Here is a 25412-nt window from a genome sequence, read left to right as displayed (position 1 = left end):
CCGATCGACCTCAGCGTTCCTTGGGCCAAGCGCATCGACAGAACGCACCTCGCATCGCGGCCTGTCGAGGAACATGCCCTGAGAGCGTCGAGGTTTGGCGCTGAGGGAGGTGTGGGATGTGAGACGACAAACTCAGCGTCGGAGATTGGAAGGCACTGTACGGGGCGGAAATTGGCTCTGTCGGTTTGGTGGTTTTGGGTCGCTTTCGCCGTCCTGGCCATGCCGGGGATTTTCATGTTCGGGATTGTCGAGGGTCTGACGATCTTCGTCCCGAGCGCCGTGGCGGGTTGCCTTCTCGCTGAGTTCGTGATCGTGCCGAGCCTTGACGCATGGAGATTGGCGCGGGGGCGGGCTTCTGATGGGGATGCTGAACGATGAAGAATTTTGGCAAATGGTGCGCGTTCGGCCTGATGGGAAGCGCCGCTGCTGTGTTCTGGGTCTCTGGATGGCGCATGACACAAGACGGCGAATGGCTAGATGGCACGGTGGCTTTCGCAATCGCTTTCGGGCTCTGGTCGCTGGCTTATTCCATCCGCCCTCCGCGTGAGGTGGTCGTGATCATGCGGAATTGCGGGACGGTTGACGTTCATGCGAACGGCCAAGTTTACCGCGCTTCCGGCGGCGAGGGGGTTTGATGTGGTCTGACTGGCAAGAGGCGAACGACAGGGCCTGTTCAGAAATGTTCTGGCCAGAGCCCGGGAACGACGACGATGACCCGGGCTATGACTACGAGGGCGAGGATTTGGCGGCTTGATCCTCCCCTTCGAGACATGGCGCGACATCGTGGAAACGCTCGAGGGCGTTGACCCATGGGACCAGGTGACGAGATGCGCGCCCGACTATTGGGTAGCGCTGTGGACGCAGGGAATGACGCCGCAAGCCGTTGCTGAAATGACGGTGGAGTTTTAGGCGCTAACCACATTGACCGTCGCCGAGTTAATGGTAAATTCAAGTAATCGGGGTCTATTCGAGAACCTTCTCCACCGCTCATTCGCTGCAATGGATGAGCGGTGGCAGAATTTCGCTTGGTCAGACTGGCGCTTTTTTCTGTACCGCAGCCCCAATTTTTGCGACAATGCGGGCATGACGACAGCCCCGAAAATTCACGAAACTGTTGCTCAAATGGCGAGGCCGAAAGCGGCCAGGCGCCCTATCGTTCCGCGCCTCGAAACGGCGCTGACAGCCACGCCGGAACGAGTGGCAAAGCCGGATTATTACGACGCAAACGGCACCCGAAAAAAATGCCGTGTCTTGGAGATGCTTCGCAAGGCCGATCAGCTTAGTGCCGAAAGTGAAACGGTCGCAGAACAATGGATCGCCGATTACCAATATGCGAATTTCGGATATGGCGATTTCATGCGAGGCCCGCTCCCCGATGACTACATCAAGGGCGACCAAATCACGTTCGGCCTGACGCGGGCTCATGGCGCTCATCGCATCTCAATCATGCGCGACAACCTAGGGGGTGATACGCACCAGTTCATGGTTCGGCTGCTCATCTCGGAACACTCGTTCAGCGCCATGGCTCGTGACATGCTGCCAGACGCACGCGGAACGGAGGGCGGGAAGGCCATCAGAGAGCGCGCCGTGATGCTGCTCGCAACGCTCCCGGCCCTCTACCGTGCAGCGTGCAAAGAACAGAAAAGGCTCGCAGAAGAGGCGCGCAAATAACTCTGTACTTTGTCCAAACTCCACGATACACTTTGCCAGAATTCCACAAATGCGCGGTTCGTTATGCTTCCTCAGTCACATCGATTGGAGAAAGGCGACGTGCTGCGCGTAAATGACGCCCGCTTTATTGTGGTCGCTGCCAAAGGAAACGAGGCGGCAGGGTGCGCCATCATTGCAGATCCTGAGAACCGGCATCGGTCGGACATGCGGATGCACTGGGCTCAAGCGTTCAGGCTCGGCATTCGCGGTGACTGCGTTGTTCGGTGCGCGCCCCAGATTATCAAGGCCGCAGATCAGCAAGAGCGCGTCGGAAAAGTGGCGCCCGTTGTGGCGGATAAAGTGGCCTCGTTCGTGGCCAAAGAAATGCAGATACAGGCGAGAGAAGACGCATGGCGAAGCGAGCTGGTAAGGTAGCTGAAGCTGAAGCCGAGGCTCCCGTCCCCCGAGGAAGGCCGAGCGGGTATTGCGCCGAACTCGCCCGCGATATCTGTCTTTTACTCGCTGAGGGACAATCCCTCCGCCGCATATGCGCCGAAGAACGCTTCCCGGCGGAGTCCACCGTTCGTGGTTGGGTTGTCGATGACCGGGAAGGCTTTTCCGCGCAATACGCACGCGCAAAAGAGATGGGCCTGCACTCCATGGCGGAAGAAACCATCGAGATAGCAGACGATGGAACCAACGACACCTACAAGAAAGAGGATGGGTCGGAGGCTGTTAATTCAGACGTGGTGCAGCGCTCGCGACTGCGAGTGGACGCCCGGAAGTGGTTCCTGTCGAAAATGATGCCCAAGGTGTACGGTGACAAGGTGACACAAGAAATGACGGGAGTGGATGGAGCGCCGTTGCAGATGCCGACGCTGGTAATTGCGCCCTTCCAAGCGAAAGATGAGCCAGACGAGAATTGAGATACCGCCTGCGTTTGGCGACTTCGGGCGCGGGTATCGATACCGGGTCTGGTATGGCGGGCGCGGGTCGTCCAAATCATGGACAGTCGCTCGCGTTCTCGTGGCTCTTGCTGCAACGCGCCCGATCCGGGTGTTGTGCGTTCGTGAGTTCCAGAACTCAATCAACGATTCAGTCAAACGGCTTCTGGCCGATCAGATCGAAGCTCTCGGTCTAACGCCTTGGTTCAAGGTTCAGGAAACAAGCATCTCGTCCAAGGCAGGAGCGGAATTTCTGTTCAAGGGCCTTGCCCGCAATATTCAGGGCATCAAGTCCACAGAAGGCGTTGATATTTGCTGGGTCGAAGAAGGCCAGACTGTTAGTCAGTCGTCGCTCGATATTCTGATCCCGACGATCAGAAAGGCAGGTTCCGAACTCTGGTTCACCTACAATCCAGAGCACGACGACGACCCCATGCACCGGCTTATGCTGATGCTACAGGAGGAAGACGGCGCGCTGGTCCGCAAGGTGGGGTGGCAGGACAATCCATGGTTCCCGCCCGAACTAAATGCTGAACGGCAACTTCTGCTTCGGCATGACCCGGAAGCCTACGAGCACGTCTGGGAAGGCGAGTGCAGGACGATCAGCGAGGCGGTAGTATTCCGTCACCGCGTTTCGTTCGAGGAATTCGAGACCCCCGATAACGCCCGCTTTTATTTCGGGGCTGACTGGGGCTTTTCCCAAGATCCGACAGCGCTTATCCGGGCGTTCATCGATGATGACGTGCTCTATATCGATCAAGAGGCGTTCGGCCTCGGTGTCGAGATGGATGAGCTACCTGCCTCTTTGATCGCGTGCCAGGCTCGCGTGATTGGCCGATCCTCGCAGACTGTGCGAGGCCCGAGACGATTAGCTACATGGCAAACCGGCATCGCTTCCGCATCATGCCAGCCGACAAGTGGAAAGGCAGTGTCGAAGACGGAGTAGAGCGCATCAAGGCGTTCCGCAAGATCGTGGTGCACCCACGGTGCGAGAGGATCGCCAAGGAGTTCCGTATGTATTCCTACAAGGTCGATCCTCGTGACGCTCGCCTTATCCTTCCCAAGCTTGAAGACAAGTGGAACCACGGCATCGACGCGCTGCGGTACGCCCTGTCGCCACTGATCCAGAACCGCAGAACGATGCCTAGCTTCGCATCATTTAGCCCAAACCGCAGGTAAACTCATGAAAAGTTGGTTCTCTCGCAAGCCCGCAGAACCAGCGGCGCGAGTAGAGCCGCGTCCTGCCGAGAAGAAAGAGCCGCGTGTTTCGTTCGCCGGGTTCGCCGCAGATGAGCAGAATGCCCATTTCCAGAGAGCGGAGGAAGCTGCCAGAGCGTTTCAGCCTTACGCCGCTCCCGCAGGGGTCCGAGGCGAGGTGATCGCCACAGATAGCGCCATGTCGCTCCCCGCAGGCTTCGGTGCGTGGGCTGGCGAGAATATCGGCATCCTTGAGGGCTACATTGCGGACGGCCTGAGCTTCCAAGCTACCCGCATCTCGCTCAGATGATGCAGCGCGCCGAGTTCCGTAAGCCGGTCGATGTGATCGCCAAGGAATGCACCCGCGAGTGGATCCGGTTCCGCAGCAAGAAGCAGACGGGCGGCAACGGAGACGACAAGGACGCAGCCAGGCGCATCTCGGAGATCGAGACCGCGTTCAAGGCGTTCAACGTCCGTGACATCATCGGCGAACAGATCCGGCACGGTCTCGGCTATGGCATTGGCCACGTCTGGGCTGATGTCGGTGGATTGGGGTTCGAAGCGACCAGTCAGGCCACACCTCTTCGCGCCAATGAGAACGGCATGAAGAAAGGCTCTCTGGCCAGGTTCAAGAACATCGAGCCGATCTGGACGACGCCTGCGGACTACAACTCCGACACGCCGCTGAGAGAGAACTATTACGAGCCGTCAGTGTGGTGGGTGCAGGGCTCTCGCGTTCATGCCTCACGCATGAAGCAGATGGTGCCCTTCCCCGTCTCACAAATGCTCATGCCCGCCTTCAATTTCGGCGGCCTGTCCCTGACGCAGCAGCTCAAGACCTACGTCCATAACTTCCTTCGCCTTCGCAACAGCGTCTCGAGCATCGCGGCCAACTTCTCGAAGTTGGTCCTGCTCACCAAAATGGCCGGCAGAATGCAGGGCTCGCAGTCAGGTGCGTTTGGTTCAATCGATGCGGATGAAGTTACGGGACGTGCGGCGTTCCTCCAGTCGGTATCTGACGGACAAGGCACAATCGTTGCGGACAAAGAGAGCGAAGACGCCAAAATCCTCGCCACGCCCCTCGGCGGCCTGAACGAGCTTCTGGCTCAGGCCATGGAAGCGATGGCGTCGATCCCCGGCATCCCGCTCGTGAAGCTCTTCGGCATCCAGCCGACCGGGCTCAACGCTTGTCTTGTAGGAGATACGCTAGTCGAGACCAATCGCGGCGCGGTGCCAATTAAAGAAGTGACTGTCAAGGATTTGGTGCTAACGCGCAACGGATTTGCGCCCTTAACGTTTGCTGGCGCGACAAAATATGCTGTAGAGTTATATGAGATTTCAACAGCAGAAAAGTCCATAAAATGCACGGGGAACCACCCAATTTGGATGCCGGAACTAGAAAAATTTGTTCCTGCGGAGAATGTGCAGGTTGGCCAGCGCCTATTGTTGATTGGAGAAAATCCAGACGCCCCAAAAATGCACCGTCCATCGCATGGCGGGGGCAGTGGTGGTGGCGCAGAAAGGACGGCTACTACGCGGCATGGTCGCGAGAAACAAAGCGGCCTGTTTTGCTTCATCGCGCGATTTGGGAGGCGCATTGTAGGCCGTTGCAAAAAGGCGAGCACCTACATCACAAGGACGGCAACAAGGCCAATAATCAGATTTCCAATCTGGAGCCTATGCTTGCTAGCGATCATGCTGCTCATCACAACATTGAACTCGGATGGAAAGAGCGCATTCCTGCGAACCCCAAGGGCAGGATTTGCGCCGAATGCAAGAAACCGTTCGAAGTCGAAAAACTGCCGAGCCGGAAGAAATTCTGTTCTCAGGCATGTATTTTGTCCGACAGGCGAAAAAGTCGCCCATCAGCAGCGAAGCCGATGCCTCAGTGCGAGTGTGCTCAGTGCGGTGCATCGTTTATCGCTGCTCGTCGTGACGCAAAGTATTGCGGTAGAAAATGTAGCACTGCTAGCCAAGACCGCTCGGAATATAGCCGAGCGTATTATCTGGCTCACCCGGAAAAATGGGCCAGAACCCCAGAGCAAAACAAGCGAAGAAACGAGCGTCGTCGCAAGCATAAGGAAGATAGCGGCGAGCGAATGGGTTTATGATCTATCGGTAAAAGAAGGGTATCTCCCTGAGTTTTATGCAAATGGTATACTGACGCATAATTCGTCCGATGGGGAAATTCGAGTTTTCTACGACGAGATTGCCGCATGGCAGCAGGACCAGATCGAACCCACACTCCGTTGGATGTTCCACCTGATCCAGATCCACCTGTGGGGCAAGATCGACCCCGACCTTGATTACGAGTTCATCCACCTCTGGCAGATGGACGAGAAGCAGGCAGCCGAGGTCGAGAAGCTTAAGGCCGACACAGACGCGGTGAACATCGTCTCCGGCAAGGTATCGCCAGACGAGGCCCGCGAGCGCGAAGCGACAGACGGCATGAGCATCTATCGCAACGTGAACCTTTCTGGCCCCGCGCCGGAACGCCCTGACGATCTCGATGACGGCAGCATGACCGGGCTTTTGAGTAAGGCGGAGGGTGACGAGTGACCAAACTCCGGTGCCAAAGCGTGAGGGGCATAGCACTCGCCCCGCAACGCCCAAGCGCCGGGGTCGAGGCCGCTTACAGTAAAGCCCTTACCAATCTGGTCGAGGAAATGGCAGCAAGCGTCGAATATTGGGTACGGGCGAACTATCGCAAGATAGAGCGCAAGTGGCTCAGGACGCCTCGCCCGCCTCGGTGCTTCAGGGCATCATGAACAAGCTCACAGCTCGGTGGCGAACGCGGTTCAACGAGGTCGCCGACGAACTGGCTCGGCGCTTCGTCAAGCAGGCTCAGGGGCACGCAGACCGTCAACTGAACTTCGATCTCCAGCGCAACGGCTTTGCGATCAAGTTCAGGCCAACGGCGGGAATGCGACAGGCTGCGGCTCTATCGGCTGCGGAGAACGTCACGCTCATCAAGTCGATCCCGGAACAGTATCTCTCGCAAGTCGAGGGCGCTGTGATGCGGTCCGCTCTAAGGGGCGGAGACCTAGGATCCCTCACCGAAGAGCTGAAGGACCGATACGGCGTCACACATCGGCGCGCTGCTTTCATTGCGCGGTCCCAGAACGCCGCAGTTGGCGGGGCCATGAGCCGCGCTCGTGCTGTGGAACTTGGCGGATCAAAGGGCACTTGGATTCATTCAGGCGGCGGGAAAGAGCCGCGAGAGAGTCACGTCAAGGCCGGTAAAGAACGCCTAGTGTTTGATCTGGTCAAGGGTGCGTACATCGACGGAGAGTGGATTTGGCCGGGATCAAGGCCGAATTGCAGATGCACGTTCAGGCTCATAATACCAGGACTAAACGATGACTGACTCAATGCTTGCCCTCAATCCCGTGGGTTAAATGGTCAGTGTGACTAGTTTCTGCGGTGGGCCATCGGGACGGAAACCAATTACTTTTGGGTAATTGGGTAAAGGAAAGACCTGCATTTCGAAAATGGAGACGCGGGTTTTATATTGGGGTCCTTCATAGAAGGGATCACGTCGTTCCCATAGTATTTGTAGTTATTGTCCCAGCCCGAAATCTGTTCCTCACGATTGATCTTTGCCGGGTCCATTTCTGAATCTTTCACTACTTTCATGGCTCCCCCTATGACCGAAACAATGCTTGCCCTCGATGCGTCGGTTCGACGGGTCGATGATGACGGCCATCTACACATCGAGCGGTGCATTCTCAGCGCTGCGGTAGTTTCGCCCTATTACGGCGCGGAAATCAAGGACGCTGAACGCCTCGGGCTCAAGCCTGATCAGGTTTATCAGGTCTATCGCGATGCCGATGCCCTGCGGGATGCCGCAGCGAGCATGAACGGCAAGCCGATCATCGAAATCCACCAGCCGGTCAGCGCAGACGATCACCCGCGAGAGATCACGGTGGGCGCAGTCAGCAACGTCTCGTTCGACGCGCCCGATCTGGTCGGCGAACTGGCGATCTGGGACGGCGACGCAATCGCACGGATTCAGGACGGCACGAAGCGCAGCGTCTCCGCCGGATACGCCTACGACATCGTTCCTGAGAGCGGGTCCATCGATGGGCGCGCCTACACGCTCAAGATGGTGAATATCCGCTTCAACCATCTCGCATTGGTCGAGAAACCCCGCGTTGATACCGCCATCATTGGCGACAGCGCACCCCCAAAACTGGAGAGAAAGAGCATGGCTGTAAACAAGCCAAAGTCACCGGCGGCACGGCTTGCAGCCGCGCTGAATAGCGGTCGCGTTGCCATGGATGCCTCGGAAGAGGAGATCAAGAAGTGCATGGATGAGGACGACGACGAGATCGTTGAAGACGACGACGGCGACGAAGACGACAAGAAAGCCGCTGACGCCGACAAGGATAACGACAAGGCCGAAGACGAGGACGACGAAAAGAAGGCTGAGGACGAGGAAGAGGATGACCGCAAGGCCGCAGATGCTGCCCCTCGCATGATCCCCCTCGCCGAAGCCCGTCGCATGGCGCAGGACGAGGCCCGTCGCGCCGTTGCCCAGCAGGAGCGCAAGTCTGCAGCCCTCCGCGTTGCTCTCGACGCCGTTCGTGGTCGCGTTGGCGAAGTCCATGGCCTCGACAGCGCAGCCAGCGTCTACCGCTACGCACTGGCTCAGGAAGGCGTCGCATTTGATGGCGTGTCCGATGCCAAGAGCCTGGCCGCGATCTGGAATGCTGCTACGCAGCGTCGTTCAGCGCCCCAGCCGATGGCAGCCGATAGCGCCGTTGCTTCTGATTCACCCCTTGCGGGCAAGTCCGCCCGCATCCGCGCTTAAGGAGCCTGACCCATGGGTTTCCCCAACAAGATCAACTACAACTGGTCGGTCGGCTTCCCTGGTGGGATTGCATCGGCCAATCCGCGTCGCTCGGCCATTCCTGGGCCGCTGGGTTATCGCGCTGGATCGTCAGGCGTGACCGTTGGAGCCTTTGGCTGGGTGCAGGCCGACGGCGTGACCGTTCTGAATAAACCTGTCGGCTCTGAAGCCCCCACTGGCTTCGTTCTGCGCGACCAGCAGGGCCTCATCACGGGTTATCTGGCCGAAAGCACAATGCTCCTGCCAAGCGGGTTCAATGTTCAGCTCATGTCGGGTGGCGACTACTTCGCCGTTGCCTCGACAGCGGCCACCGCAGGTCAGGCTGTCTATGCCTCGACCACTGACGGCAGCCTTCAGACCGGCGCGGCTGGCACGGCCCCGAGCGGCACTGTCGCCACGGGCTTCGTCGTCACGCAGGGCGGCGCTGCTGGCGCAACCATCATCATTTCCGGCGCCGTAGCGCCGATCTCCGGGAGCAACGAATAATGGCATCGTTTCGCGCTGAAGCCCCTCGCCTTGCGATGGATTGGGGCATCAACCTTCGCGGCGTTACGCACTACACCGACGAGAAGGCCGGGGCGTTTGATGCCGCTCCCGTCTTCGGTGCCGTGACCGCACCGAACAGCGGTATCCCGGCGATCCTGAACACGACCGTCGATCCGCAGCTCATCCGTCAGCTCATCACGCCGACTAAATCAGAAGAGATTTACGGCTCGGAGAAGAAGGGCGACCGGACCAACAAGACCGTCATGTTCCCTGTCATCGAGTCATCGGGCTACGCCGTGGCCTATGGTGACTACGAGCAGGGCGGCGACAGCAGCGCAAACGCCAACTGGGTGTCGCGTCAGTCCTTCCATTTCCAGACCTGGGCCAAGTATGGCGATCTTGAGTCGGAGATGATGGGCACGGCTAGCATCCCGTGGGTGGCTGAGCAGCGCACGGCTGGCGTGTCGGTTCTCGCCAAGCAGCAGAACCTCGTCAACCTGTTCGGCGTCTCGGGCCTTGAAACCTACGGAGCGCTGAACGATCCGGCGCTTCCCGCCGCCATCACCGCATCGGTCAAGAGTGGCACGGCCACGTCATGGCTGAGCACTAGCGATCCAAACGCCGTCTTTCCTGACTTCGTGACCCTTTATGCTGCGCTCAACAAGGCATTGATGGGCAACCTCGACAATCAGGCGCGCATTAAGACTGTTGCGCCGTCCGAACTGTCGCCAGTTATGGCCTACACCAATAGCTTCGGCATCACCCTTGAGGACATGCTGAAGAAGGCATTTCCGAATATGGAGATCGTGTTTCTTCCGGAAGCAGGCGTCACCATGTCAGGCGGATACACCAGCGCCAATGTCATGCAGATGTTTGCGCCAGAGATCGACGGGGTTGAGACGGTTTCGACCGCCTTCACGGAAAAGCTGACGATGCACCGCATCGAGCAGTATTCGACCAACGCGCGTCAGAAGATGAGCCGTGGCGGCTGGGGCACGATCTGGAAGCGACCCATGGCTGTAGCGCAGATGGTGGGGATTTGATCATGGCTGATACCGTAACCGTCCTCTGCCGCCTCCCCCATGGTCTGGAACTCCGCATTGCCCCCGAGGGCGATGTGGAGCGCCGCGCCCAACTCAGCGCTGCTGGCAAGCCCGACCGGAGCCCGGTCGGCTACATCAAGAGCGTGACTGTCAACGGCGCCAACCGCGCGCCCGACTATCACCCGAAGGACAACGTCCTGCTCGGCCGCGTCGGACGCACTCAGGTTGAGAAGGGCTTTTGGGATTTATGGCTCGCCCAACACAAGGACAGCGACCTTGTGAAGAACCATTGCGTCTTTGCGGAAGTCACCGAGCGCGCCGCCGAAGCAAAGGCACGCGAGTTCGCAACCGAAAAGATGGGTTCGAGGGCGTCAATCCTGAAGACCTGAAACGCAAGGGTATGGAAGCGGAGACGACAACCCGATGACCGACACGCCGCAGCCGGGCGTTGTCACGTTCGATTATGCGGCGTGGTCATCGTCCTACCCAGAACTTGCCCCCACAGTCGGGCCGGATGCCGCTCAGGCCCGGTTCGACATGGCGACCGCGTATCTGGACAATACCGCATACAGTGCAGAGCCGGACGTTACCAAGCGCGCTCGGCTTCTGTATCTGCTCACGGCTCACATTGCCGTTCTTCTCATGCCGCAATCGAGCGGCGGGCGTGGAGCTGACAGTGTCGGGCGCGTGACGGCGGCTACTCGTGGCAGCGTCACCGTGTCTCTCGACGCGGGTGCGACGTCGGGTAGTCAGTCCTGGTTCGCTCAGACGCAGTACGGCCTCATGTTCTGGCAAGCCACGATCTATCTGCGTCAAATGCGGATCATCCCCGGTCGATCAGCCCGCGCAAGGATCTGCCCTAATGGCAAAGACAGCGTTCAAAGGCGGCGACAAGCTGCAAAAGGCGCTCAACGATCTTGCCAGAAAGGTCAATCGCGGCGGGTCGGTTGAGGTCGGCATCTTCGAGGACGCGACTTATCCTGACGGCACCTCTGTTGCTCAGGTCGCGCAATGGAACGAGTTCGGCACCAAATCAACGCCCCCTCGCCCATTCATGCGGCAGACGATCAACGACAAGCAAGGATCGTGGGGAAATGCCCTCGGCAAAGCTCTGCACGCCACTGATTATGACGCAGGCAAGGCGCTCGGCATTGTTGGCGAGTATATAGCGGGACAGATCAGAGAGACCATTGCGAATGGGTCTTTCGCTCCGAACTCCGATCTCACGAACTTGCTCAAGGATCGCTATCCAACGGGCGATTACGGGAGCTCTGAGTTCCTGAAAGCTGTCTCCGATCTGAAGTCAGGCGAGCGCGGGCCAGATGGCAAGCCTCTGGTCTGGTCCGGCCAGCTACTCAACTCCATTCGTTCGGAGGTGTCCGATGATTGACGTGTTCGGCATGGCGTCCGGCGTTGTCGGTATCGTCAATCCAGCAACGATAATCACAGTCGTCTGTTTCGATAGCGATTACGACAACCCAGACGGCAGCACTTCCAAGCAGAGTTTCACTCTCGAAGTGTCGGCAGACATTCAGGCTGTCTCATCGGGCGACCTCGAGCACGTCGCCAACCTCACCCAGCAATCAGAAATGAGAGCCGTCTACGTCCAAGGCGGCCTCAAAGGCTTGTCCCGCCCCCTTCGTGTCGGCGGCGACATCCTGCGCTTTTACGGTAGCGACTGGCGCATCACGCAGCCCGTCGAAGAATGGGGTTATGGCGAATGGTCCAAGGTAATCGTGACGCGCCAGAAGCAGGGGGGCCGTTCTCCCACGTAACGTCCAGTCCATCAGACGTGGAGATCAACACGTCTCTGCGCTCCTGGCTTCTGACGGTCGTGCCTGATGGGTATCGGGTCATTCAGGGCCAGCAGAACGGCACCGCCGCTCCATCCGGCCCGTTCATTATCTTTACCCCGCTCTTTCGCCGCCGTATCGCAACGAACGCCTCGAGCTACACCAGCACGACGCGAGATGTGGTCGAGCCGATGGAGCTTACCTTCCAGATCTCAGCATTCGGCGACACGTCGGGGGAAGCTGTTCAACGCATCTCAGCCCTGTGGCGCGACATGTATGCAGCAGACTGGCTGAGCAACTACACGAGCGGCGTGATATCGCCCCTCACCGCCTCAGAGCCGCGTCAGACCGGCTTCATCAACAGCGACAAGCAATACGAGAACAACTGGACGATCGATCTGAGATTGCAGGTCAATTTCACCGTCTCAGCCCCCCAGCAGTTCGCACAGTCCATCACCGTCGATCTTCAAGAGGTCGATGCGTCCTTCCCTGACAACAAGGAGTAATCGCCAGTGGCGACCGGAACCCCTATTTCACTTGTCGTGTCCGTTGTTCCGGGTGTCATCCCCGCGAATGGCACGCTCAATTTCCTCAATGGCCTTGTGCTCACGAGCAACGTGACGGCGGTACCGGAGGGCACGATCAAGGCGTTCTCTACGCTGTCAGACGTTGGGCTTGCGTTCGGGGTCGCTTCGAACGAGTACAAGATCGCCGCACCCTATTTCGTCGGCTATGACAACGCCTTTCAGACCCCATCTACGCTCTATTTTGCGGGCTATACCGAGGGCACGGACGTACCAGCGACGTTCATGGACAAGATGGCGGAAGCGTCCCTCCAGTGGACCGGCTTCACCACCGCATTCGAGCCAGCGCTGACGGAGAAGCAGGCGTTCGCGACCTGGACCGGCGCACAGAATGCCCGCTACTGGTATGTTCCTTGGGACACCGATGCGACGGCAATCACTCAGGATGCCACCGGTTCGTTCGGTGCATGGCTCAAGACGCAGGATCCTACCGGGACCAGTGTGTTTTACATTGATCCCGCAGCTTCAGGCATGGCGCTCGGCTGGATGGCGGCGCTCAACTTCTCGCAGGTGAATGGCCGGCAGAACCTTACCTTCGTTTCGAATGGTCAGGTCACTCCGGTAGCTTATACGGCGTCACAGGCGAACGCGCTTATTTCCAACGGATACAACTGGTATGGCGCGTTCTCTTCCCCGGCTGGTGATCTGAACTGGGTCTATAACGGCACCGTGTCCGGCCCCTTCCTCTGGGCTGATAGCTACATCAATCAGATCTGGATCAACGCCATCCTCCAGTTCGCCGACGCCACGACGTTGAGCAGCTTCGGCAACATCCCGTTCAACACGCAGGGTGATGCAATCATCGCGGCGGGTCGTCAGTCGGTGATTTCGCAGGCCGTTTCGTATGGCGCGATCCAGACCGGTGTTGCGATCAGCGACAGTCAGAAGCTCCAGATCAACCGCTTCTTTGGCGTCACGGGCGCGGCGGATGCGATTATGAACCAGGGCTATTACGACCAGCCAGGCGCCTCTACGGCCTCTTCTGCGAACCGAGCCGCCCGCACAATCCCGGCGTCCAAGTTCGCCTACGCAGACGGCCAGTCCGTCCAAATGATCAACCTTCTGTCGCGTGAGGTCATCTAATGTCGAAGTCAATTACCTCGGCGAATGCCATTTGGACGATGACTATCGAGACCATCGCTCCGGTGCCGTTCCAGCTTGAAAACTGGTCAGTGGACGGCGCTTGGGAGGGTGAATCTCTTGAGCAGGTCATCACGCGCATGTCAATGGATGGCAAACTCAACGCAGGCTTCGTGTGGCGCGCGCCAACGACGACGCTGACGTTCCAGCCTGGGTCGGCATCGATCCCGGTGTTCCAGTCCCTTCAGCTCGGGCAGTCGTCAGGAACAACCGTTTATCGCCTGGGCGGAACGCTATTCCTCCCCGGAGTGCAGAAGCGTTTCACGTTTGAGCAAGGCGTGATGACCACAGCCTCGTTCATGCCGAACGGAGGAGAGACGCTTGCAGAGCAGGCGTTTACCTTCCAGTGGGAGCGGGTCTATCCCGTAGCGATCTGATGAGCGAAAAAGAAGTAACACTCGTTCTCAACGATGGGGGCGTCGATAAGACGTTCCTCATCAAGCGGATGGACGCGTTCTCTGCGGACAAGTGGGCGCGGCATCTGATCAAGGCCCTTACGCGGGCGGGTATGGCCCTCCCCGAAGACGCCGTTCAGCTCGGCATGACCGGTCTGAGTGCCGGATCGGCTCAGTCTCTGTTTGGCCAACTCGATGACGATGCCGCTGACCAAGCGATTGCGTCTCTGCGAGGAACGATCAAGAGGGTGCTCGACCCCAGCAACCCGCTCCTGACGCGCGCGATGAACGCAACTGACATCGAAGATCCGGCAACGCTATCGAAACTTGATGTAGAGGCGTTCCGTGTGCATGTGGGTTTTTTCAAGGCCGCAGCGTTCTTTCTATTCCCGCTGCTGGAAATGCTAACCCCTCAGGCGGCCCAAAGCGAAAGCCCCTCTCCTGCGTGAACGTCTCCCGCCCGATTGCCTATGTGATCGGGTCGGGACTGGCCACGCTACATGAGCTGAAAACGGTCTATGACACAGAAGACCTGCTCGACCTGATCGAGATCGCGCGAGTGAGGGATTACAATGGGGGCTAGTTCAGATACTTCAGCACCATGAACGTCGGGGCCACGGTCTGGGCGCCCATGACAGAGGTATAAGTTGTCGGTCGCACGCCTTTAAGCAACGCTATTGAGTTCAACTTCAGCGGACCATCCGGGTCGATTACGATGCTGGCCGGAGACTGGCCGGATAGCTGCATCCCGTCGGTTATAAGAACGGTGTGCTCATTGAGCCACTGAATGCCGCCCATAACCGATCTGACGGCCGCCTCAATGCAAATCCCGTTCGTGGAGTAAGGGTTCTCGTTCGTCACGACCATGTTCACGGTGACGACCTTGCCGTTGCACGCGGAGAGGTTGTCTGCGCCGTAGCGGTCAACGAGCGCTTGCTTTTCACGTGCCTTTTCTGCGGCTTCGGCGTCTCTTTGACGCTTTTGAGCGGCTTCGTTATTGCGGATTGCTTCCCGCTTCATGCTGGCACGGGCGGCAGTGAGATCGCTCCCCGGAGTGCCATTGTGGACGAGCCGCGCCAATGCGCTCACTTCTTCGTAATTCAAGAAGCTTGCGCCGGTGTTCCCCAGCACTACGCTCACGTCTTGGGGAGTAAACGCATTCCTCGAACCCGCCGCGTAAGTGATGAGAAGGCCTGGCAATGATCCGGCCGTTGATCCAGTCGGAGAATAGAGGTGGTACCAAGGCGCGACCTCGTCCGGGCCGGTCAGACCTTCCTTGTAGGCAATGACCGCATCGTCAGCCGTGAATCCCATACCCTGCCACTTGGCGATATCCGAATATGGAATGTGGGCATCTTGCCACGGCTGCAATTCGGGATGGAGTGAATAACCGCCTGCAAAGAGAGAACTCGGATCATTCGGGTCGGAAAACGCGCAGGAAGATAAGGCGAAGAGCCCGATCACCATCAGGTGTTTTGCAGCGTGCGGGCGTCGAGCTATCGATCTATAGGCGGTCATGTTTTTCTCCGCAGGGATGGAAAACGACATTCACTTATCCTCAATTTCGAATTCTACGAACACCTCACCATTATGGACTGTGAACTTATAAGATGCCCCAGTCTTGCTTCCTGTGTTCAGGGAAACCATCGCATGACAGATTCTTTGATCGTAATCGTCTTTAAGTGTACGGATATCATCCCAGCCGATAATGTTGATGCCTGCGACCTTTCCTAGAGGGGCGTTAGCAATGGCGGCGATTACCTCCCGCTTGGCCGCGTCGGAATCACAACGAGGGAAGTCAGTGCCGCCTGATTGGCTGCTGAATTGTGTGCTTTGATAACCAAACGCGGCGGCCAAAATAACAAAGGACACCCACCCCAGGGTCTCGCGCAGGCGTGGCAAGAAACCACTTTTAGAAATGGGATTGCCGCAAGATGGGCACGATTTTGCGTGTGACGACGTGGGCTTTCCGCATGCAGGGCATGTGATCAAGCGTGGAGAGTCATCAGAAGTTGAATAAGACCCTCGCGACTTTGGTAGCAAGGCGATGAGGAGGAAAGCCGCTGGGAAAATCGCTACGACTATCCCCCAGGCCGTTTCGCTTCTGTCTTTGCGAATGGCGCATTGATAGGCACCGATTACGACAAGAAGATAAAGAATAAAGCGATAGCGCCCCAAAACCAAGTTGATTCGAACATTTGCGCCCCGACCGGAGAGATAAGAAACATCTTAGATGTAGGATCTTATACCGACAGCAAACGCATAAATCTCCCTATAGTATAGCACCTGGAGGAATTTGACCCGTCGCTTTTACTCAAACGATCATCCCGTTCTAGGATCTGCACCCACCATTCGGGGGGTGCAGATGCCCGGAAGCGAATTCCTTAATCATCTTGCCGGGTTAAAGCCTTCATGATCAAGCGCCTGACAGCCTCGGGGCGGGTAGGTAGATCAGCTTCACGTCTGCGCCATTCATCTAGCGTGACCAATAAACTGCGCTCAATGCGAACATTTACAGCCTCGCTGTCCTGAGTGGGGCGGCCTCGCTTTGGTTTTTAGCGCTTTCGTTTGACATGAAGATTTTATAGCGCTAAAATGCGAGAGGCAAGCAGTCTGGAACACTGCGAGCCTCTCTAACCGCAACAAGGGAGAAAGCCCCATGTCGGCAGCTAAGAAGCTGAATACCACAAACGCGTCATCTCTCACCATCCTTGCCACTGCCATCCGTCAGGATGCTGAAGGACGCTACTGCCTGAACGACTGCCACAAGGCGTCGGGTGGCATGAAGAAAGATGGACCTTCGTATTGGCTTGCGACCGATCAAGCTACGGCTATTGCTGCCAAGCTGACCGATACCGAGAATCCGGTATCGCCCGTTTCTTCAATCAAGGGTGGCGCTAACCAAGGGACCTACGTCGCTAAAGAACTTGTCTATGCCTACGCCATGTGGATCAGCGCTGACTTCAGCCTGACGGTTATCCGAGCGTTCGACGCGATGGTGCAGGGAGTTTTACGAGAAGATCGTAAAATCAAACGCCCACGCAAGCCAGCCTTCGACACCACTTACACTCGCCTTCTCAAGATCGCCCGCACCCTGCCCGGCTTTGACGAGAACCAGCAATGCCTTCACGCAGCGCGCGGCACGTTCAACATGACGGGCGTCAACCCGCTTGAGATCATGGGCGTGACGGCCTTGGCCGCTCCGGACAATGACTCATACCTGACGGCGACCGAGATCGGGCAACAGATCGGACTGAGCGCCGTTGCAGTGAACAAGCTGCTCATCTCTGAGGGATATCAGGTAAAGGTTGAGGCAGCGTCCTCGGGGTCCGACTATCAAGCGACAGAAAAGGGCGCACCGTTCGGGCGCATGTTTGACGCAGCGAGAAAGGGGGGAAAAGGGTCACAAGCCCAGCTCAAATGGTGCAACCGGATCGTGAAGCATTTGCGCCCTTTCTCCCGCCCGAAGGAGAAGGCGTCATGAGCGAGACTGAGGAAGAGAAGGAGTTGCTGGCTCGCATGAAACTGTTGCTACACTGGTCGAAGAAACGCGCAAAAGTGCACGCACTCAGAAAGCGCTCTGCTCTCGCGTAATCCTTGTACCGCTTGTCCAAAAACCCTAATGTGATCTGGTCTGATGCCAGACTGATGCCCCCACGGTTCGCCCTGGGGGCTTTATTCGTTTCGGAGCCCCTCCATGTCACTCATCGACAGTCTGGTCATTCAACTGAAGCTGGACGCGAAGGGCTTTTCACCCGAAGCGAATAAGACCGTTCAGCAACTCAAGGACGTTGAAAAGCAGGCCAACAGCACAGGCAACGGCATTGAGAAGAGTGGCGGCAAGGGTGCGGCTGCGCTATCGAGCGTTCGACGCGAGGCGCTGGCCATGTTCGCGGTCTTCACGGCTGGCAAGGGCCTGAAGCAGTTCGTTGGCGACACGACAAAAGCCAACGCTCAGTTGGACTATATGTCCAAACGCCTGAACATGGACCCGGCCACTCTCACCCGCATGGAAACGGCGGCGAAGGCGGCAGGCGGGTCTTTCGGCGAGATGTCGCAGGCGTTCAGCAACCTCCAGCAGCGGATGACCAACCCTGAGGAAGCCGCCAAGATCGCCCTCACCTTCTCCCGGCTCCAAGTTCCTGATTTCACAGATGAAGCCGGTAACATTAAATCAGACATCGTTGAGCGTCTGAACAAGTCGATCCATGACAACAAGATCGATCCTCGGATTGCCACAAGCTGGCTGAAGGACCTCGGCTTTGGTGATGGGGCGATCAACGAAGCCCTGATGGACCCAAAGAAATTCGCGGACCTCCAAAAGCAGATTAAGGGGATGGCCGCCCCGACAAAGGAAATGACCGAGGCAGCGCGTCACCTTAATCAAGAGTGGGTGATCTTCTCCGAGCAGTCCCAGCAACTCGCGAGCATGTTCACGTCTAAGCTTGACCCCGCGCTTGATGGCTTCCTTCAAAAGCTGATTGGGCTTGAGAAAGAATACCCGAACACAACCGGAGCGCTGGCCGTCGTCGCTGGAGGCGTTGAGGAGCTGACGAAATCGTTCGGCGGCCTGATTGGTGTCCTGGGCAGCTTGTCCGCCCTGCGCATCGTGAAAAGAATGTTCGGGGGCGGAGGGACGGCAAAGGCTGGGGGATTATTAGGACGCACCGCTGAGGGGCTGGCGGGGCTTGGCGAAAAGGGGGCTTTAACCGGCGCTCTTGCGCTTGGTGGCGAGGCGACTGCGTCTCTTGCGGGCTTTTCAGCTTTGCCAGCCGCAGCCGGGGCATTTGCCGCTTATCGTGGGTACCAAGAGAACAAAGCCTCCCAAGATGAGATTGACCGGTCTCGTTCCGAAGCATCTAATCACGCAGACGAGCGTCGCAAGTATCTTTACAGCCGGTTAGTGAAGAGTGGGTTTAGCCGCAATGCGGCGTTAGGGGTCGTCGGGGGCATCGACAAGGAAAGCGGCTTCAATCCCCTCGCTCGTGGCGATGTAGGGTCGTTCGGTGCAACGGCCTTCGGTATTGGCCAATGGCACAAGGCTCGGGTGGAAGATATCCTCAAAGGGACAGGGATCGACGTTAGATCTGCGAGCTTCAAGGATCAATCGGACGCGTTAGTTTGGGAGTTGACCAAAGGCGGAGATGCCCTAGCAAAGAAGGCCGGTGACGCCCTAAAAGACCCGTCGATATCTCTCAGCCAGTCAGCTCATGCGTTCAGGAAGCTATACGAGAGGCCCAAGGACGCAGACGGCACAGAAGACGCGTCGAGACTGGCCTTATCCCTCAGGGCGGCGAGTGCCATTCAAGACGGGTATGAAAACCAGGCTCCGAAGGATCTCGCGCCAGCCGTTACGCAGGCCGCTCAGACTTTCAATGTGAAACATGATTACTCGAAGCATTGGGCAGGTGCAGGCATACTGTCCAAATGGCTCAATCCTCGGAACTACGCGATCCCAGGGCAGAAAGACCAGACCTCGGAGGCGATTGCCGCGATCCGGGCCATGCGAGAGCAGGATCCACAAAGCATCCTCCGCAACGACCACGCCCAAGTGGCGTCCTCTGTGTCGGCTGGGGCGGGACCTACGAGCAACGACAATTCGACCACAAACAACACGTCAAGCTCCGTAAATCTTTATGGCCCCATCAATATAGATGGGCGCAACTCAGACGGCGACGGCATGGCGCGGCAGCTACTTGGCGGCCTGCGCAACCAGGTCAACGCGAGAAGCATCACAGGGGTACAATAATGGCTTTCCCAACAGTTCCCCTGCCTGATGTCTGGGATCTGCCTGTCGTGTCTGGCGTCCCTGCCGTTCTGGGGCAGTCGGTAGGAAACGCCGTTTCGGCGGCGGCTTCCGACCTGCTCGGGCAAGCGGTGGCGAACATCCAGATCTCTGCGGCTTTCAAGCATTGGGGCATTTTCGACGGAGCTGATCCCGTCCTCACGGCAGGCCGCGTTGTTGAGCTGGGGCACGGGGCGCAATACCAAGTTCCGACTGGCCCGGCTGAGAAAGGGAACTTCGTCTCTTACAACAAAGTAAAAGCCCCCGGCCTGACAACCGTTGTCATGATCTGCGACGGCAGCGAAAGCGGCCTTGCTTTGCTGGAAGGATTCTCCGGTGGCATCACATCGGGCTTCCAAAAGGTGCTCGGCTCGATCACCGGCGCTGGCCCTCTTCAGGTCCGCAAGTCGTTCTTCACGACACTTGAACAGGTGGCTGGAGACACGAAGCTCTATGATGTCCATATGCCGGAATACACGTACACGAATGTAAACATCGTTGGATATCAGTTCCGGCGTTCTGAAGTCGATGGCCTGACGATGCCGGTTGTCGAGGTGCAGCTCCAGGAAATCCGCAATAGCGCGACCCTTTCCTATCGCGACACCGCGTCCAAATCGCCCGGCGCTTCGCCTGTGGTTGAGTCCGGGCAGGTGCAGATACAGCAGCTTCCCAACGGCGCGCCCGACCTTGCAGGCATCATGGACGGGATAACCGGATAATGGCAGGCGTCGTCCCTTTAGTCGCAACGAAAAACCAGTCTCTGACAGTCTACCTCGGCGGCCAAAGTGTTCGCATTGAGGTGCAGCAGCGCAGGACTGGCGTTTATCTCAACATCTATCTCAACGACGTTCAAAAGGTCGCGGGGGCTCTCGCGCTCACGAACACCTACATCGTCAGAGCTGACTACCTTGGGTTGCCGGGCGATTTCGCATTTATCGACCTGCAAGGTTCCGATGACCCGAATTATACTGGCTTCGGATCTCGGTGGTTTCTCGTCTACTCGGGGGCATAATGTCAGAAACCACAACGGCAACCGCCTCTCGCCTTCCGAGCAGCTTCACGGCAAAGAAGATCGAGATCACGTTCACGACGCTGACGAAGGGCGGCAACCCAACCATTCTCGATCAGGAGACGCTCAAGGGTTTCCGGTGTCAGGTCGATGTGACGAATGCCGGTCTTGCAGTTGGCTCGAGCGCGAATGCCAGGATCTACGGACTGTCGCTTCCCATGATGAACCGCATGTCGCTTATGCCGTCTCCCGTCGCTGCCATCATGAGCCCGCAGGAGAGAACGAACCTAAACCATATCCAGATCTCGGCGGGCGACGATGAACGTGGGATGACGACCATCTACAATGGAACGATCTTCAGCGCCTTTGCTGACTTTTCTTCCGTGCCTGAACCGGCGTTCAACATTACTTCTCACACCGTTATCGTTCCATCGACAAGCCCGATCGCGCCGCATTCCTTCCCTGCAGGAACTGACATTGCCACGATGGCCTCTCAGATCGCCTCTGATGCAGGGTATTCGTTCGCAAACTTCGGGGTGAACGGGAAGCTATTGGCCCGACATATGTCTATGGGACTGTCGGCGATCAGATCAAGCAGCTCTGTGGCGCGCATAGGTTCATTTATGACTTCGAGAACAAGGGTGCGGCGTCCTCAAAGGCCTCGCCTCAACACCTCACGATCTGGTCGAACAATCTCAGTGATATCGCCCTAAGCGCAATTCCCAAGGTGAGCTCGGCGACGGGAATGATTGGATACCCAACGTATAATAACTCAGGGGTTTCGATTACGACGCTCTTCGACCCGCGCCTGAATTTCATGAGCCCGTTCGCAATCGATAGCCAGTTTCTTCCGGCTGCGTGGGTGAACAACCAGGCCGGTCAGATCGCGCCCATGCCAGTCAATGGCACATGGAGAGCCAATATGGTCACGCATTCGCTCGATAGCGAGATTCCCAATGGCCAATGGTTCACCCGGGTTGACGCGATCAGAAACGATTTTGCCGGGTCTTTGAGGTAGCCATGACAGAACAGGTCACACTTCAGGACATTTTCTCGAGGCAGACCGATGCGGGCGCGGTTCATTCCCTCGTCAAATCGGCCATATCCGAGCTGGGAACGTCAGTTCTTGTTCAGGTTCAAGCCGTTCACGGAAACGGCGCGACCATCACCGGCAAGGTTGATGTTCAGCCGATGGTGCACCAGCAGGACGGGCAAGGGAAGCCCCTGCCCCATGGTGTTATCTATGGCGTGCCTTATCTTCGGGTCCAGGGCGGCGCGTCTGCCCTGATTATAGATCCGATCGTGGGCGACATCGGATACATCGTCATTGCGGGTCGCGATATGCAGAACGTTGTTCAGACCCGGCAGCCTGCATCCCCCGCGTCGTTCCGCATGCACTCTATGAGCGATTGCGTCTATGTCGGCGGCTTCCTGAATGATGCACCGACCCAATATGTCATGATGAACGGCGACGGAATGCGGATTGTTTCGCCAAATCCAGTCACGATCAACGCCAAGAGCGTGCAGGTCAATTGTGACGTTGCAGTGCAAGGCAAGATCACAGCAAGCGGCGACGTTGTGGCGGGGAGCATTTCGCTTCAGAACCACACACATTCAGGCGTGCAGACTGGAAGCGGGTCAACCGGGAAACCTCAATAATCACTTTTCCTGTACTTTGTCCAAGACGCGTGTCATAAAACGATAGTCTGGCAATAGTCCGGTCATCCCCAAGGAAAATCGAATATGAAATCGTTGCTGCTTGACCGCACAACGTGGGATCTGGTCGTTGACCGGAAAGGGAATCTTGCGATCTGCACAGAGCCCTATTCCGTCCTGCAGGATGTTTCTTGCGCGATCCGAGTGTTCCTTGGTGAGTGCTATTACGACACGGCCAAGGGAATTCCTTACAAGACGCAGGTTCTTGGTATCCAGCAGTCTGCCGCGATCTTTCAACGTCTGGCTGAAGCCGTCGCGAAGACAGTTCCCCTCGTCAAAGACGCCTCTTGCATCGTTTCCAACGTTGGCGCGGATCGGCGCTTATCCGGCGTCATGCAGGTTGTTCTAACTACGGGCGAAATTCTCGATGTCCAGTTTTAACGGAACAACATCAGTCCCGGCCATAACTTTTTCGGCTACAGGTATCTCCGCTCCCAGTGAGTTTGATATTCTCGACGGCGTCGTATCCGATGTGAACGCGGCTATGGGCGGTAGCGCCAATCCGGCTCTTGAAACACCCCAAGGGCAATTGGCCACATCCGAGACCGCAGCAATCGCAAATTGCTATGACGCTTTGCTTTATGTCGCGAACAGCGTCGATCCCGCCGTTGCTTCCGGGCGTATGCAGGACGCAATCGGCAATATCTATTTCATGGAGCGCAACCCGGCGATTGCTACCACGGTTGTGGCAACAGTAACGGGCGCCTCCGAGCAGGATATACCTGCGGGCACGGTTCTGGCAACGGATGGAACCTATCAATACGAGGTCGTTTCAGACGCGACTCTTCCTGCCGTGTCAGGGGGGCTTTCGACCGGGCCAGTCACGGTGCAAAATACGCAGGCCGGAGCATTCCCTTGCGCGGTCGGCGCTTTGTCTCTGTATCAGTACGTCGCAGGTGTTTCGACAGTAACGAACTTGGTCGATGGCATTGTCGGAGCTGCGGAAGAGGGGCGAATTGCGTTTGAAGAGCGGCGCTCGAATACTGTCGCAGGAAACTCAAACAGTCAGGCGGCTTCCGTTCTGGGCCGCGTTTTGCAGGTTCAGGGCGTCACGGATGCTTATGCCTATGACAACGGGACATCTTCGGCTGTCACCTATAACGGCGTAAGCGTGCCAGCAAACAGCCTGTATGTGAGTGTAGCAGGCGGCGCGGCGGCTGACATCGGCCTTGCCATCATCCAGAAGAAAGCCCCCGGCTGCAACACCGCTGGGGGATCATCTGTTACGGTCAACGACCCGGCATCAGTCTACAATGGAAACGGCCCCTCCTACACCGTGCAATACGACATTGCGGTAGCGGCACCGATCTATGTTTCGGTCTCTCTAAAATCAGGTGTGGACGTACCGTCTACGGCGCTAGATCAGATCCAGCAGGCGATCATCTCACAGTTCGCTTCCGGGGGGACTTCAGGTGCCAGGCCGACCATAGCAAGCACGATTTACGCCAGCCAGTTTTCTTGCCCTGTCATGGCGCTGGTTCTTGGGTTCGTCTTGTCTCGATCAATATCGGCACATCTGCATCGCCATCATCCGCATTCGTGACGATGACGATGGATCAGGTGCCGACGATCTCTGCGGCAAATATCACCCTAACACTGGTATGAAGCATGGATATCTCGGAAACGATCCTTTCGCAGTATCAGAATGCGAATGGGTGGAAGACGATTATCTATTCGTTCGCCGAAGCGGTCGATCCAGATGTGTTCTTCGACGCGTGGTATGAAAAGATCTGGAACCCACGAACGGCGGTCGGGATAGGTCTGGACATTTGGGGAAGGATTGTCGGCGTTGGCCGGGTTCTTCAAGTGGCGTCGGATGGGTTTATCGGGTTCGAAGAGGCTGAAGAAGGCGGGACATCCACGGTCATACGCGGGTTCAACCGGGGCGTTTTCTACAGCGGCCAGCCGACAACTTCGAATGTCGCGCTCACTGACGAAGCTTACCGAAGCCTCATCTTCGCCAAGGCCGCGGCAAATATAACAGACTGCTCCATCACGTCCATCAACAGCATTCTCATGTCGCTCTTTGGCTACGCGGGCCGCTGCTATGTGATCGATACCGGCAAGATGACGATGACCTACAAATTCGAATTCGTCCCTACGCCCGTTGAGCTTTCCATCATTTATCGATCCGGGGTGCTCCCTCAGCCCACCGGCGTAGCGGTCAGTTACGCCTTCAACGAATAAGGGGAAATGAACCAATGAAACAATCAGACTTTTCCCCACAGTTCGCGACATTGTGGGGCGCTCAAGCCGACACAAGTCATATGCAGTCGCCCATACCCTCGACATCGAGTGATAATGGCCGCGCCTCTCTGGCTTTGGGTTTCCCTCCGGCGAACTTCACTGCGCCAGAAGCGGGCGGAACCTTTATGTATGGCCAGGACCTGAACGGGTCTCTGAAGATGCTTTCGACGTCGGCGCAGAATTATGAGTCAGGCGTTATCCCCCCATTCTCGGCGTCCTTTGCGGCTCGATCGGCGGATACCCCGCAGGGGCGGTTGTCGCTGACACAAGTACGGCTGGCGTTTACTGGCGTTCGACGCAAGACAACAACACAACGACGCCGGGGGCAAGCGGAGCCGCGTGGACAAACTTCTTTGGCGGGTATCTGGCCACGTCCGGTCCAGCGCAATCCAGTTCGGCGTATACGGCTTTCACGAACGGTCTTTCTGCCAATAACCTTTCTGCTCCAAATGGGGCTGCTGACATCAAGATCAGTTCGGGCATCCGCATGGCGAGTCAAGTACTCTACTGCAATGCAATCGCGCCTGATGGAGCTTCAGATCTCAAAGTAACAACAGACATACGCATGGGC

The 25412-nt window shown here is 57.4% G+C and carries 35 protein-coding genes and 1 pseudogene; 34 read left to right on the top strand and 2 right to left on the bottom strand.

What is annotated here, in order from left to right:
• From JCM15831_RS23090 to JCM15831_RS21690, 24 genes and pseudogenes are all read left to right on the top strand, one after another.
• Window positions 1-378: hypothetical protein (locus tag JCM15831_RS23090; RefSeq protein WP_035774661.1), on the top strand; the 378-nt coding region annotated here is incomplete at its 5' end.
• Window positions 375-635, top strand: coding sequence for a hypothetical protein (locus tag JCM15831_RS14340; RefSeq protein ID WP_025824783.1), 261 nt, complete (start codon window positions 375-377; stop codon window positions 633-635). The genes JCM15831_RS23090 and JCM15831_RS14340, both read left to right, overlap by 4 nt.
• Before the next feature lie 448 nt (window positions 636-1083).
• Window positions 1084-1671 carry a hypothetical protein gene (locus JCM15831_RS14325; RefSeq protein ID WP_156938918.1) on the top strand — a complete coding sequence of 196 codons (588 nt, stop codon included), beginning with the start codon at window positions 1084-1086 and terminating at the stop codon, window positions 1669-1671.
• Between the two features lie 99 nt (window positions 1672-1770).
• Window positions 1771-2085 carry a hypothetical protein gene (locus tag JCM15831_RS14320; protein ID WP_035774659.1) on the top strand — a complete coding sequence of 105 codons (315 nt, stop codon included), beginning with the start codon at window positions 1771-1773 and terminating at the stop codon, window positions 2083-2085.
• Window positions 2061-2576 carry a terminase small subunit-like protein gene (locus JCM15831_RS14315; protein WP_025824780.1) on the top strand — a complete coding sequence of 172 codons (516 nt, stop codon included), beginning with the start codon at window positions 2061-2063 and terminating at the stop codon, window positions 2574-2576. The genes JCM15831_RS14320 and JCM15831_RS14315 overlap by 25 nt, the downstream gene beginning before the upstream one ends.
• Entirely contained in the window at window positions 2557-3540 is a 984-nt protein-coding gene (locus JCM15831_RS19490; RefSeq protein ID WP_198024357.1) for a PBSX family phage terminase large subunit, read from the top strand. The genes JCM15831_RS14315 and JCM15831_RS19490 overlap by 20 nt, the downstream gene beginning before the upstream one ends.
• Entirely contained in the window at window positions 3498-3773 is a 276-nt protein-coding gene (locus tag JCM15831_RS22035; RefSeq protein ID WP_232228224.1) for a terminase large subunit, read from the top strand. Before JCM15831_RS19490 ends, JCM15831_RS22035 begins: the two co-directional genes overlap by 43 nt.
• A gap of 4 nt (window positions 3774-3777) precedes the next feature.
• The gene (locus JCM15831_RS20645; RefSeq protein ID WP_025824779.1) at window positions 3778-4101 is read left to right on the top strand and encodes a hypothetical protein; all 324 of its coding nucleotides are present in this window, start codon (window positions 3778-3780) and stop codon (window positions 4099-4101) included.
• A pseudogene (locus tag JCM15831_RS24110) lies at window positions 4098-4922 on the top strand (anti-CBASS protein Acb1 family protein); the annotation flags it as partial. The gene JCM15831_RS20645 and the pseudogene JCM15831_RS24110, both read left to right, overlap by 4 nt.
• 230 nt (window positions 4923-5152) lie before the next feature.
• The gene (locus tag JCM15831_RS24105) at window positions 5153-5902 is read left to right on the top strand and encodes an HNH endonuclease signature motif containing protein (RefSeq protein ID WP_373277667.1); all 750 of its coding nucleotides are present in this window, start codon (window positions 5153-5155) and stop codon (window positions 5900-5902) included.
• Window positions 5793-6350, top strand: a complete 558-nt coding sequence (locus JCM15831_RS24100; protein ID WP_373277666.1) for an anti-CBASS protein Acb1 family protein — start codon at window positions 5793-5795, stop codon at window positions 6348-6350. The genes JCM15831_RS24105 and JCM15831_RS24100 overlap by 110 nt, the downstream gene beginning before the upstream one ends.
• A gap of 163 nt (window positions 6351-6513) precedes the next feature.
• Entirely contained in the window at window positions 6514-7158 is a 645-nt protein-coding gene (locus tag JCM15831_RS19465; RefSeq protein WP_198024355.1) for a phage head morphogenesis protein, read from the top strand.
• A 279-nt stretch (window positions 7159-7437) separates the two neighbouring features.
• On the top strand, window positions 7438-8604 hold the full coding sequence (locus JCM15831_RS22030) for a DUF2213 domain-containing protein (protein ID WP_025824777.1): 1167 nt from the start codon (window positions 7438-7440) through the stop codon (window positions 8602-8604).
• A gap of 12 nt (window positions 8605-8616) precedes the next feature.
• Window positions 8617-9129 carry a structural cement protein Gp24 gene (locus JCM15831_RS14280; protein WP_025824776.1) on the top strand — a complete coding sequence of 171 codons (513 nt, stop codon included), beginning with the start codon at window positions 8617-8619 and terminating at the stop codon, window positions 9127-9129.
• On the top strand, window positions 9129-10172 hold the full coding sequence (locus JCM15831_RS14275) for a hypothetical protein (RefSeq protein WP_025824775.1): 1044 nt from the start codon (window positions 9129-9131) through the stop codon (window positions 10170-10172). Before JCM15831_RS14280 ends, JCM15831_RS14275 begins: the two co-directional genes overlap by 1 nt.
• 2 nt (window positions 10173-10174) lie before the next feature.
• Window positions 10175-10561, top strand: a complete 387-nt coding sequence (locus tag JCM15831_RS20630) for a hypothetical protein (RefSeq protein WP_051528562.1) — start codon at window positions 10175-10177, stop codon at window positions 10559-10561.
• A gap of 34 nt (window positions 10562-10595) precedes the next feature.
• Window positions 10596-11123: a DUF4054 domain-containing protein gene (locus JCM15831_RS21195; protein WP_025824773.1), complete on the top strand. Its 528-nt coding sequence runs from the start codon at window positions 10596-10598 to the stop codon at window positions 11121-11123.
• Entirely contained in the window at window positions 11035-11562 is a 528-nt protein-coding gene (locus tag JCM15831_RS14260; protein WP_025824772.1) for a hypothetical protein, read from the top strand. Before JCM15831_RS21195 ends, JCM15831_RS14260 begins: the two co-directional genes overlap by 89 nt.
• A complete protein-coding gene (locus tag JCM15831_RS14255; protein ID WP_025824771.1) occupies window positions 11555-11947 on the top strand; it encodes a hypothetical protein in 393 nt (130 codons plus the stop codon). The genes JCM15831_RS14260 and JCM15831_RS14255 overlap by 8 nt, the downstream gene beginning before the upstream one ends.
• Window positions 11893-12471, top strand: a complete 579-nt coding sequence (locus JCM15831_RS14250) for a phage neck terminator protein (RefSeq protein WP_198024353.1) — start codon at window positions 11893-11895, stop codon at window positions 12469-12471. The genes JCM15831_RS14255 and JCM15831_RS14250 overlap by 55 nt, the downstream gene beginning before the upstream one ends.
• A gap of 6 nt (window positions 12472-12477) precedes the next feature.
• Window positions 12478-13632, top strand: a complete 1155-nt coding sequence (locus tag JCM15831_RS14245; protein ID WP_025824769.1) for a DUF3383 family protein — start codon at window positions 12478-12480, stop codon at window positions 13630-13632.
• Window positions 13632-14066: a phage tail fiber protein gene (locus JCM15831_RS14240; protein WP_025824768.1), complete on the top strand. Its 435-nt coding sequence runs from the start codon at window positions 13632-13634 to the stop codon at window positions 14064-14066. The genes JCM15831_RS14245 and JCM15831_RS14240 overlap by 1 nt, the downstream gene beginning before the upstream one ends.
• A complete protein-coding gene (locus JCM15831_RS14235; RefSeq protein ID WP_051528560.1) occupies window positions 14066-14533 on the top strand; it encodes a hypothetical protein in 468 nt (155 codons plus the stop codon). The genes JCM15831_RS14240 and JCM15831_RS14235 overlap by 1 nt, the downstream gene beginning before the upstream one ends.
• The gene (locus tag JCM15831_RS21690; protein WP_156938916.1) at window positions 14530-14667 is read left to right on the top strand and encodes a hypothetical protein; all 138 of its coding nucleotides are present in this window, start codon (window positions 14530-14532) and stop codon (window positions 14665-14667) included. The genes JCM15831_RS14235 and JCM15831_RS21690 overlap by 4 nt, the downstream gene beginning before the upstream one ends.
• Here JCM15831_RS21690 and JCM15831_RS14225 read toward each other — a convergent pair.
• Together JCM15831_RS14225 and JCM15831_RS14220 are read right to left on the bottom strand one after the other, a co-directional pair.
• Window positions 14664-15632: a hypothetical protein gene (locus tag JCM15831_RS14225; protein ID WP_025824766.1), complete on the bottom strand. Its 969-nt coding sequence runs from the start codon at window positions 15630-15632 to the stop codon at window positions 14664-14666. The genes JCM15831_RS21690 and JCM15831_RS14225 overlap by 4 nt on opposite strands.
• A complete protein-coding gene (locus JCM15831_RS14220; RefSeq protein WP_025824765.1) occupies window positions 15633-15986 on the bottom strand; it encodes a hypothetical protein in 354 nt (117 codons plus the stop codon).
• A 757-nt stretch (window positions 15987-16743) separates the two neighbouring features.
• Here JCM15831_RS14220 and JCM15831_RS20625 point away from each other — a divergent pair.
• The 10 genes from JCM15831_RS20625 (at window position 16744) to JCM15831_RS14165 (ending at window position 24781) form a co-directional block, all read left to right on the top strand.
• On the top strand, window positions 16744-17568 hold the full coding sequence (locus tag JCM15831_RS20625; RefSeq protein WP_025824764.1) for a KilA-N domain-containing protein: 825 nt from the start codon (window positions 16744-16746) through the stop codon (window positions 17566-17568).
• A 213-nt stretch (window positions 17569-17781) separates the two neighbouring features.
• Window positions 17782-19833 carry a phage tail tip lysozyme gene (locus JCM15831_RS14205; RefSeq protein WP_025824763.1) on the top strand — a complete coding sequence of 684 codons (2052 nt, stop codon included), beginning with the start codon at window positions 17782-17784 and terminating at the stop codon, window positions 19831-19833.
• On the top strand, window positions 19833-20588 hold the full coding sequence (locus JCM15831_RS14200) for a hypothetical protein (protein ID WP_025824762.1): 756 nt from the start codon (window positions 19833-19835) through the stop codon (window positions 20586-20588). The genes JCM15831_RS14205 and JCM15831_RS14200 overlap by 1 nt, the downstream gene beginning before the upstream one ends.
• The gene (locus JCM15831_RS14195) at window positions 20588-20881 is read left to right on the top strand and encodes a phage baseplate plug family protein (RefSeq protein WP_025824761.1); all 294 of its coding nucleotides are present in this window, start codon (window positions 20588-20590) and stop codon (window positions 20879-20881) included. The genes JCM15831_RS14200 and JCM15831_RS14195 overlap by 1 nt, the downstream gene beginning before the upstream one ends.
• Window positions 20881-21591 carry a baseplate hub protein gene (locus JCM15831_RS14190; protein WP_025824760.1) on the top strand — a complete coding sequence of 237 codons (711 nt, stop codon included), beginning with the start codon at window positions 20881-20883 and terminating at the stop codon, window positions 21589-21591. Before JCM15831_RS14195 ends, JCM15831_RS14190 begins: the two co-directional genes overlap by 1 nt.
• 104 nt (window positions 21592-21695) lie before the next feature.
• Complete coding sequence (locus tag JCM15831_RS19440) at window positions 21696-21896, top strand: hypothetical protein (RefSeq protein WP_156938915.1); 201 nt, start codon at window positions 21696-21698, stop codon at window positions 21894-21896.
• A gap of 2 nt (window positions 21897-21898) precedes the next feature.
• Window positions 21899-22537 carry a Gp138 family membrane-puncturing spike protein gene (locus tag JCM15831_RS14180; protein WP_025824758.1) on the top strand — a complete coding sequence of 213 codons (639 nt, stop codon included), beginning with the start codon at window positions 21899-21901 and terminating at the stop codon, window positions 22535-22537.
• An 84-nt stretch (window positions 22538-22621) separates the two neighbouring features.
• Window positions 22622-22975, top strand: a complete 354-nt coding sequence (locus JCM15831_RS14175) for a hypothetical protein (RefSeq protein ID WP_025824757.1) — start codon at window positions 22622-22624, stop codon at window positions 22973-22975.
• Window positions 22962-24137 carry a baseplate J/gp47 family protein gene (locus JCM15831_RS19435; RefSeq protein ID WP_051528558.1) on the top strand — a complete coding sequence of 392 codons (1176 nt, stop codon included), beginning with the start codon at window positions 22962-22964 and terminating at the stop codon, window positions 24135-24137. Before JCM15831_RS14175 ends, JCM15831_RS19435 begins: the two co-directional genes overlap by 14 nt.
• Before the next feature lie 65 nt (window positions 24138-24202).
• On the top strand, window positions 24203-24781 hold the full coding sequence (locus JCM15831_RS14165) for a DUF2612 domain-containing protein (protein ID WP_025824756.1): 579 nt from the start codon (window positions 24203-24205) through the stop codon (window positions 24779-24781).
• Window positions 24782-25412: the final 631 nt, after the last annotated feature.

This window comes from Asaia astilbis JCM 15831, assembly GCF_000613845.1.
In the GTDB taxonomy this organism is placed as follows: domain Bacteria; phylum Pseudomonadota; class Alphaproteobacteria; order Acetobacterales; family Acetobacteraceae; genus Asaia; species Asaia astilbis.
This window is presented reverse-complemented; position numbering and strand designations above follow the sequence as displayed.

Excerpts from the sequence above, each read along its gene's own strand:
- JCM15831_RS14340 (WP_025824783.1), top strand. The coding sequence starts at position 375 with ATGAAGAATTTTGGCAAATGGTGCGCGTTCGGCCTGATGGGAAGCGCC.
- JCM15831_RS14325 (WP_156938918.1), top strand. The coding sequence starts at position 1,084 with ATGACGACAGCCCCGAAAATTCACGAAACTGTTGCTCAAATGGCGAGG.
- JCM15831_RS14315 (WP_025824780.1), top strand. The coding sequence starts at position 2,061 with ATGGCGAAGCGAGCTGGTAAGGTAGCTGAAGCTGAAGCCGAGGCTCCC.
- JCM15831_RS19490 (WP_198024357.1), top strand. The coding sequence starts at position 2,557 with ATGAGCCAGACGAGAATTGAGATACCGCCTGCGTTTGGCGACTTCGGG.
- JCM15831_RS22035 (WP_232228224.1), top strand. The coding sequence starts at position 3,498 with ATGCCAGCCGACAAGTGGAAAGGCAGTGTCGAAGACGGAGTAGAGCGC.
- JCM15831_RS20645 (WP_025824779.1), top strand. The coding sequence starts at position 3,778 with ATGAAAAGTTGGTTCTCTCGCAAGCCCGCAGAACCAGCGGCGCGAGTA.
- JCM15831_RS24105 (WP_373277667.1), top strand. The coding sequence starts at position 5,153 with ATGCACGGGGAACCACCCAATTTGGATGCCGGAACTAGAAAAATTTGT.
- JCM15831_RS22030 (WP_025824777.1), top strand. The coding sequence starts at position 7,438 with ATGACCGAAACAATGCTTGCCCTCGATGCGTCGGTTCGACGGGTCGAT.
- JCM15831_RS14280 (WP_025824776.1), top strand. The coding sequence starts at position 8,617 with ATGGGTTTCCCCAACAAGATCAACTACAACTGGTCGGTCGGCTTCCCT.
- JCM15831_RS14275 (WP_025824775.1), top strand. The coding sequence starts at position 9,129 with ATGGCATCGTTTCGCGCTGAAGCCCCTCGCCTTGCGATGGATTGGGGC.
- JCM15831_RS20630 (WP_051528562.1), top strand. The coding sequence starts at position 10,175 with ATGGCTGATACCGTAACCGTCCTCTGCCGCCTCCCCCATGGTCTGGAA.
- JCM15831_RS21195 (WP_025824773.1), top strand. The coding sequence starts at position 10,596 with ATGACCGACACGCCGCAGCCGGGCGTTGTCACGTTCGATTATGCGGCG.
- JCM15831_RS14260 (WP_025824772.1), top strand. The coding sequence starts at position 11,035 with ATGGCAAAGACAGCGTTCAAAGGCGGCGACAAGCTGCAAAAGGCGCTC.
- JCM15831_RS14255 (WP_025824771.1), top strand. The coding sequence starts at position 11,555 with ATGATTGACGTGTTCGGCATGGCGTCCGGCGTTGTCGGTATCGTCAAT.
- JCM15831_RS14250 (WP_198024353.1), top strand. The coding sequence starts at position 11,893 with ATGGTCCAAGGTAATCGTGACGCGCCAGAAGCAGGGGGGCCGTTCTCC.
- JCM15831_RS14240 (WP_025824768.1), top strand. The coding sequence starts at position 13,632 with ATGTCGAAGTCAATTACCTCGGCGAATGCCATTTGGACGATGACTATC.
- JCM15831_RS14235 (WP_051528560.1), top strand. The coding sequence starts at position 14,066 with ATGAGCGAAAAAGAAGTAACACTCGTTCTCAACGATGGGGGCGTCGAT.
- JCM15831_RS14225 (WP_025824766.1), bottom strand. The coding sequence starts at position 15,632 with ATGTCGTTTTCCATCCCTGCGGAGAAAAACATGACCGCCTATAGATCG.
- JCM15831_RS20625 (WP_025824764.1), top strand. The coding sequence starts at position 16,744 with ATGTCGGCAGCTAAGAAGCTGAATACCACAAACGCGTCATCTCTCACC.
- JCM15831_RS14205 (WP_025824763.1), top strand. The coding sequence starts at position 17,782 with ATGTCACTCATCGACAGTCTGGTCATTCAACTGAAGCTGGACGCGAAG.
- JCM15831_RS14200 (WP_025824762.1), top strand. The coding sequence starts at position 19,833 with ATGGCTTTCCCAACAGTTCCCCTGCCTGATGTCTGGGATCTGCCTGTC.
- JCM15831_RS14195 (WP_025824761.1), top strand. The coding sequence starts at position 20,588 with ATGGCAGGCGTCGTCCCTTTAGTCGCAACGAAAAACCAGTCTCTGACA.
- JCM15831_RS14190 (WP_025824760.1), top strand. The coding sequence starts at position 20,881 with ATGTCAGAAACCACAACGGCAACCGCCTCTCGCCTTCCGAGCAGCTTC.
- JCM15831_RS19440 (WP_156938915.1), top strand. The coding sequence starts at position 21,696 with ATGAGCCCGTTCGCAATCGATAGCCAGTTTCTTCCGGCTGCGTGGGTG.
- JCM15831_RS14180 (WP_025824758.1), top strand. The coding sequence starts at position 21,899 with ATGACAGAACAGGTCACACTTCAGGACATTTTCTCGAGGCAGACCGAT.
- JCM15831_RS14175 (WP_025824757.1), top strand. The coding sequence starts at position 22,622 with ATGAAATCGTTGCTGCTTGACCGCACAACGTGGGATCTGGTCGTTGAC.
- JCM15831_RS19435 (WP_051528558.1), top strand. The coding sequence starts at position 22,962 with ATGTCCAGTTTTAACGGAACAACATCAGTCCCGGCCATAACTTTTTCG.
- JCM15831_RS14165 (WP_025824756.1), top strand. The coding sequence starts at position 24,203 with ATGGATATCTCGGAAACGATCCTTTCGCAGTATCAGAATGCGAATGGG.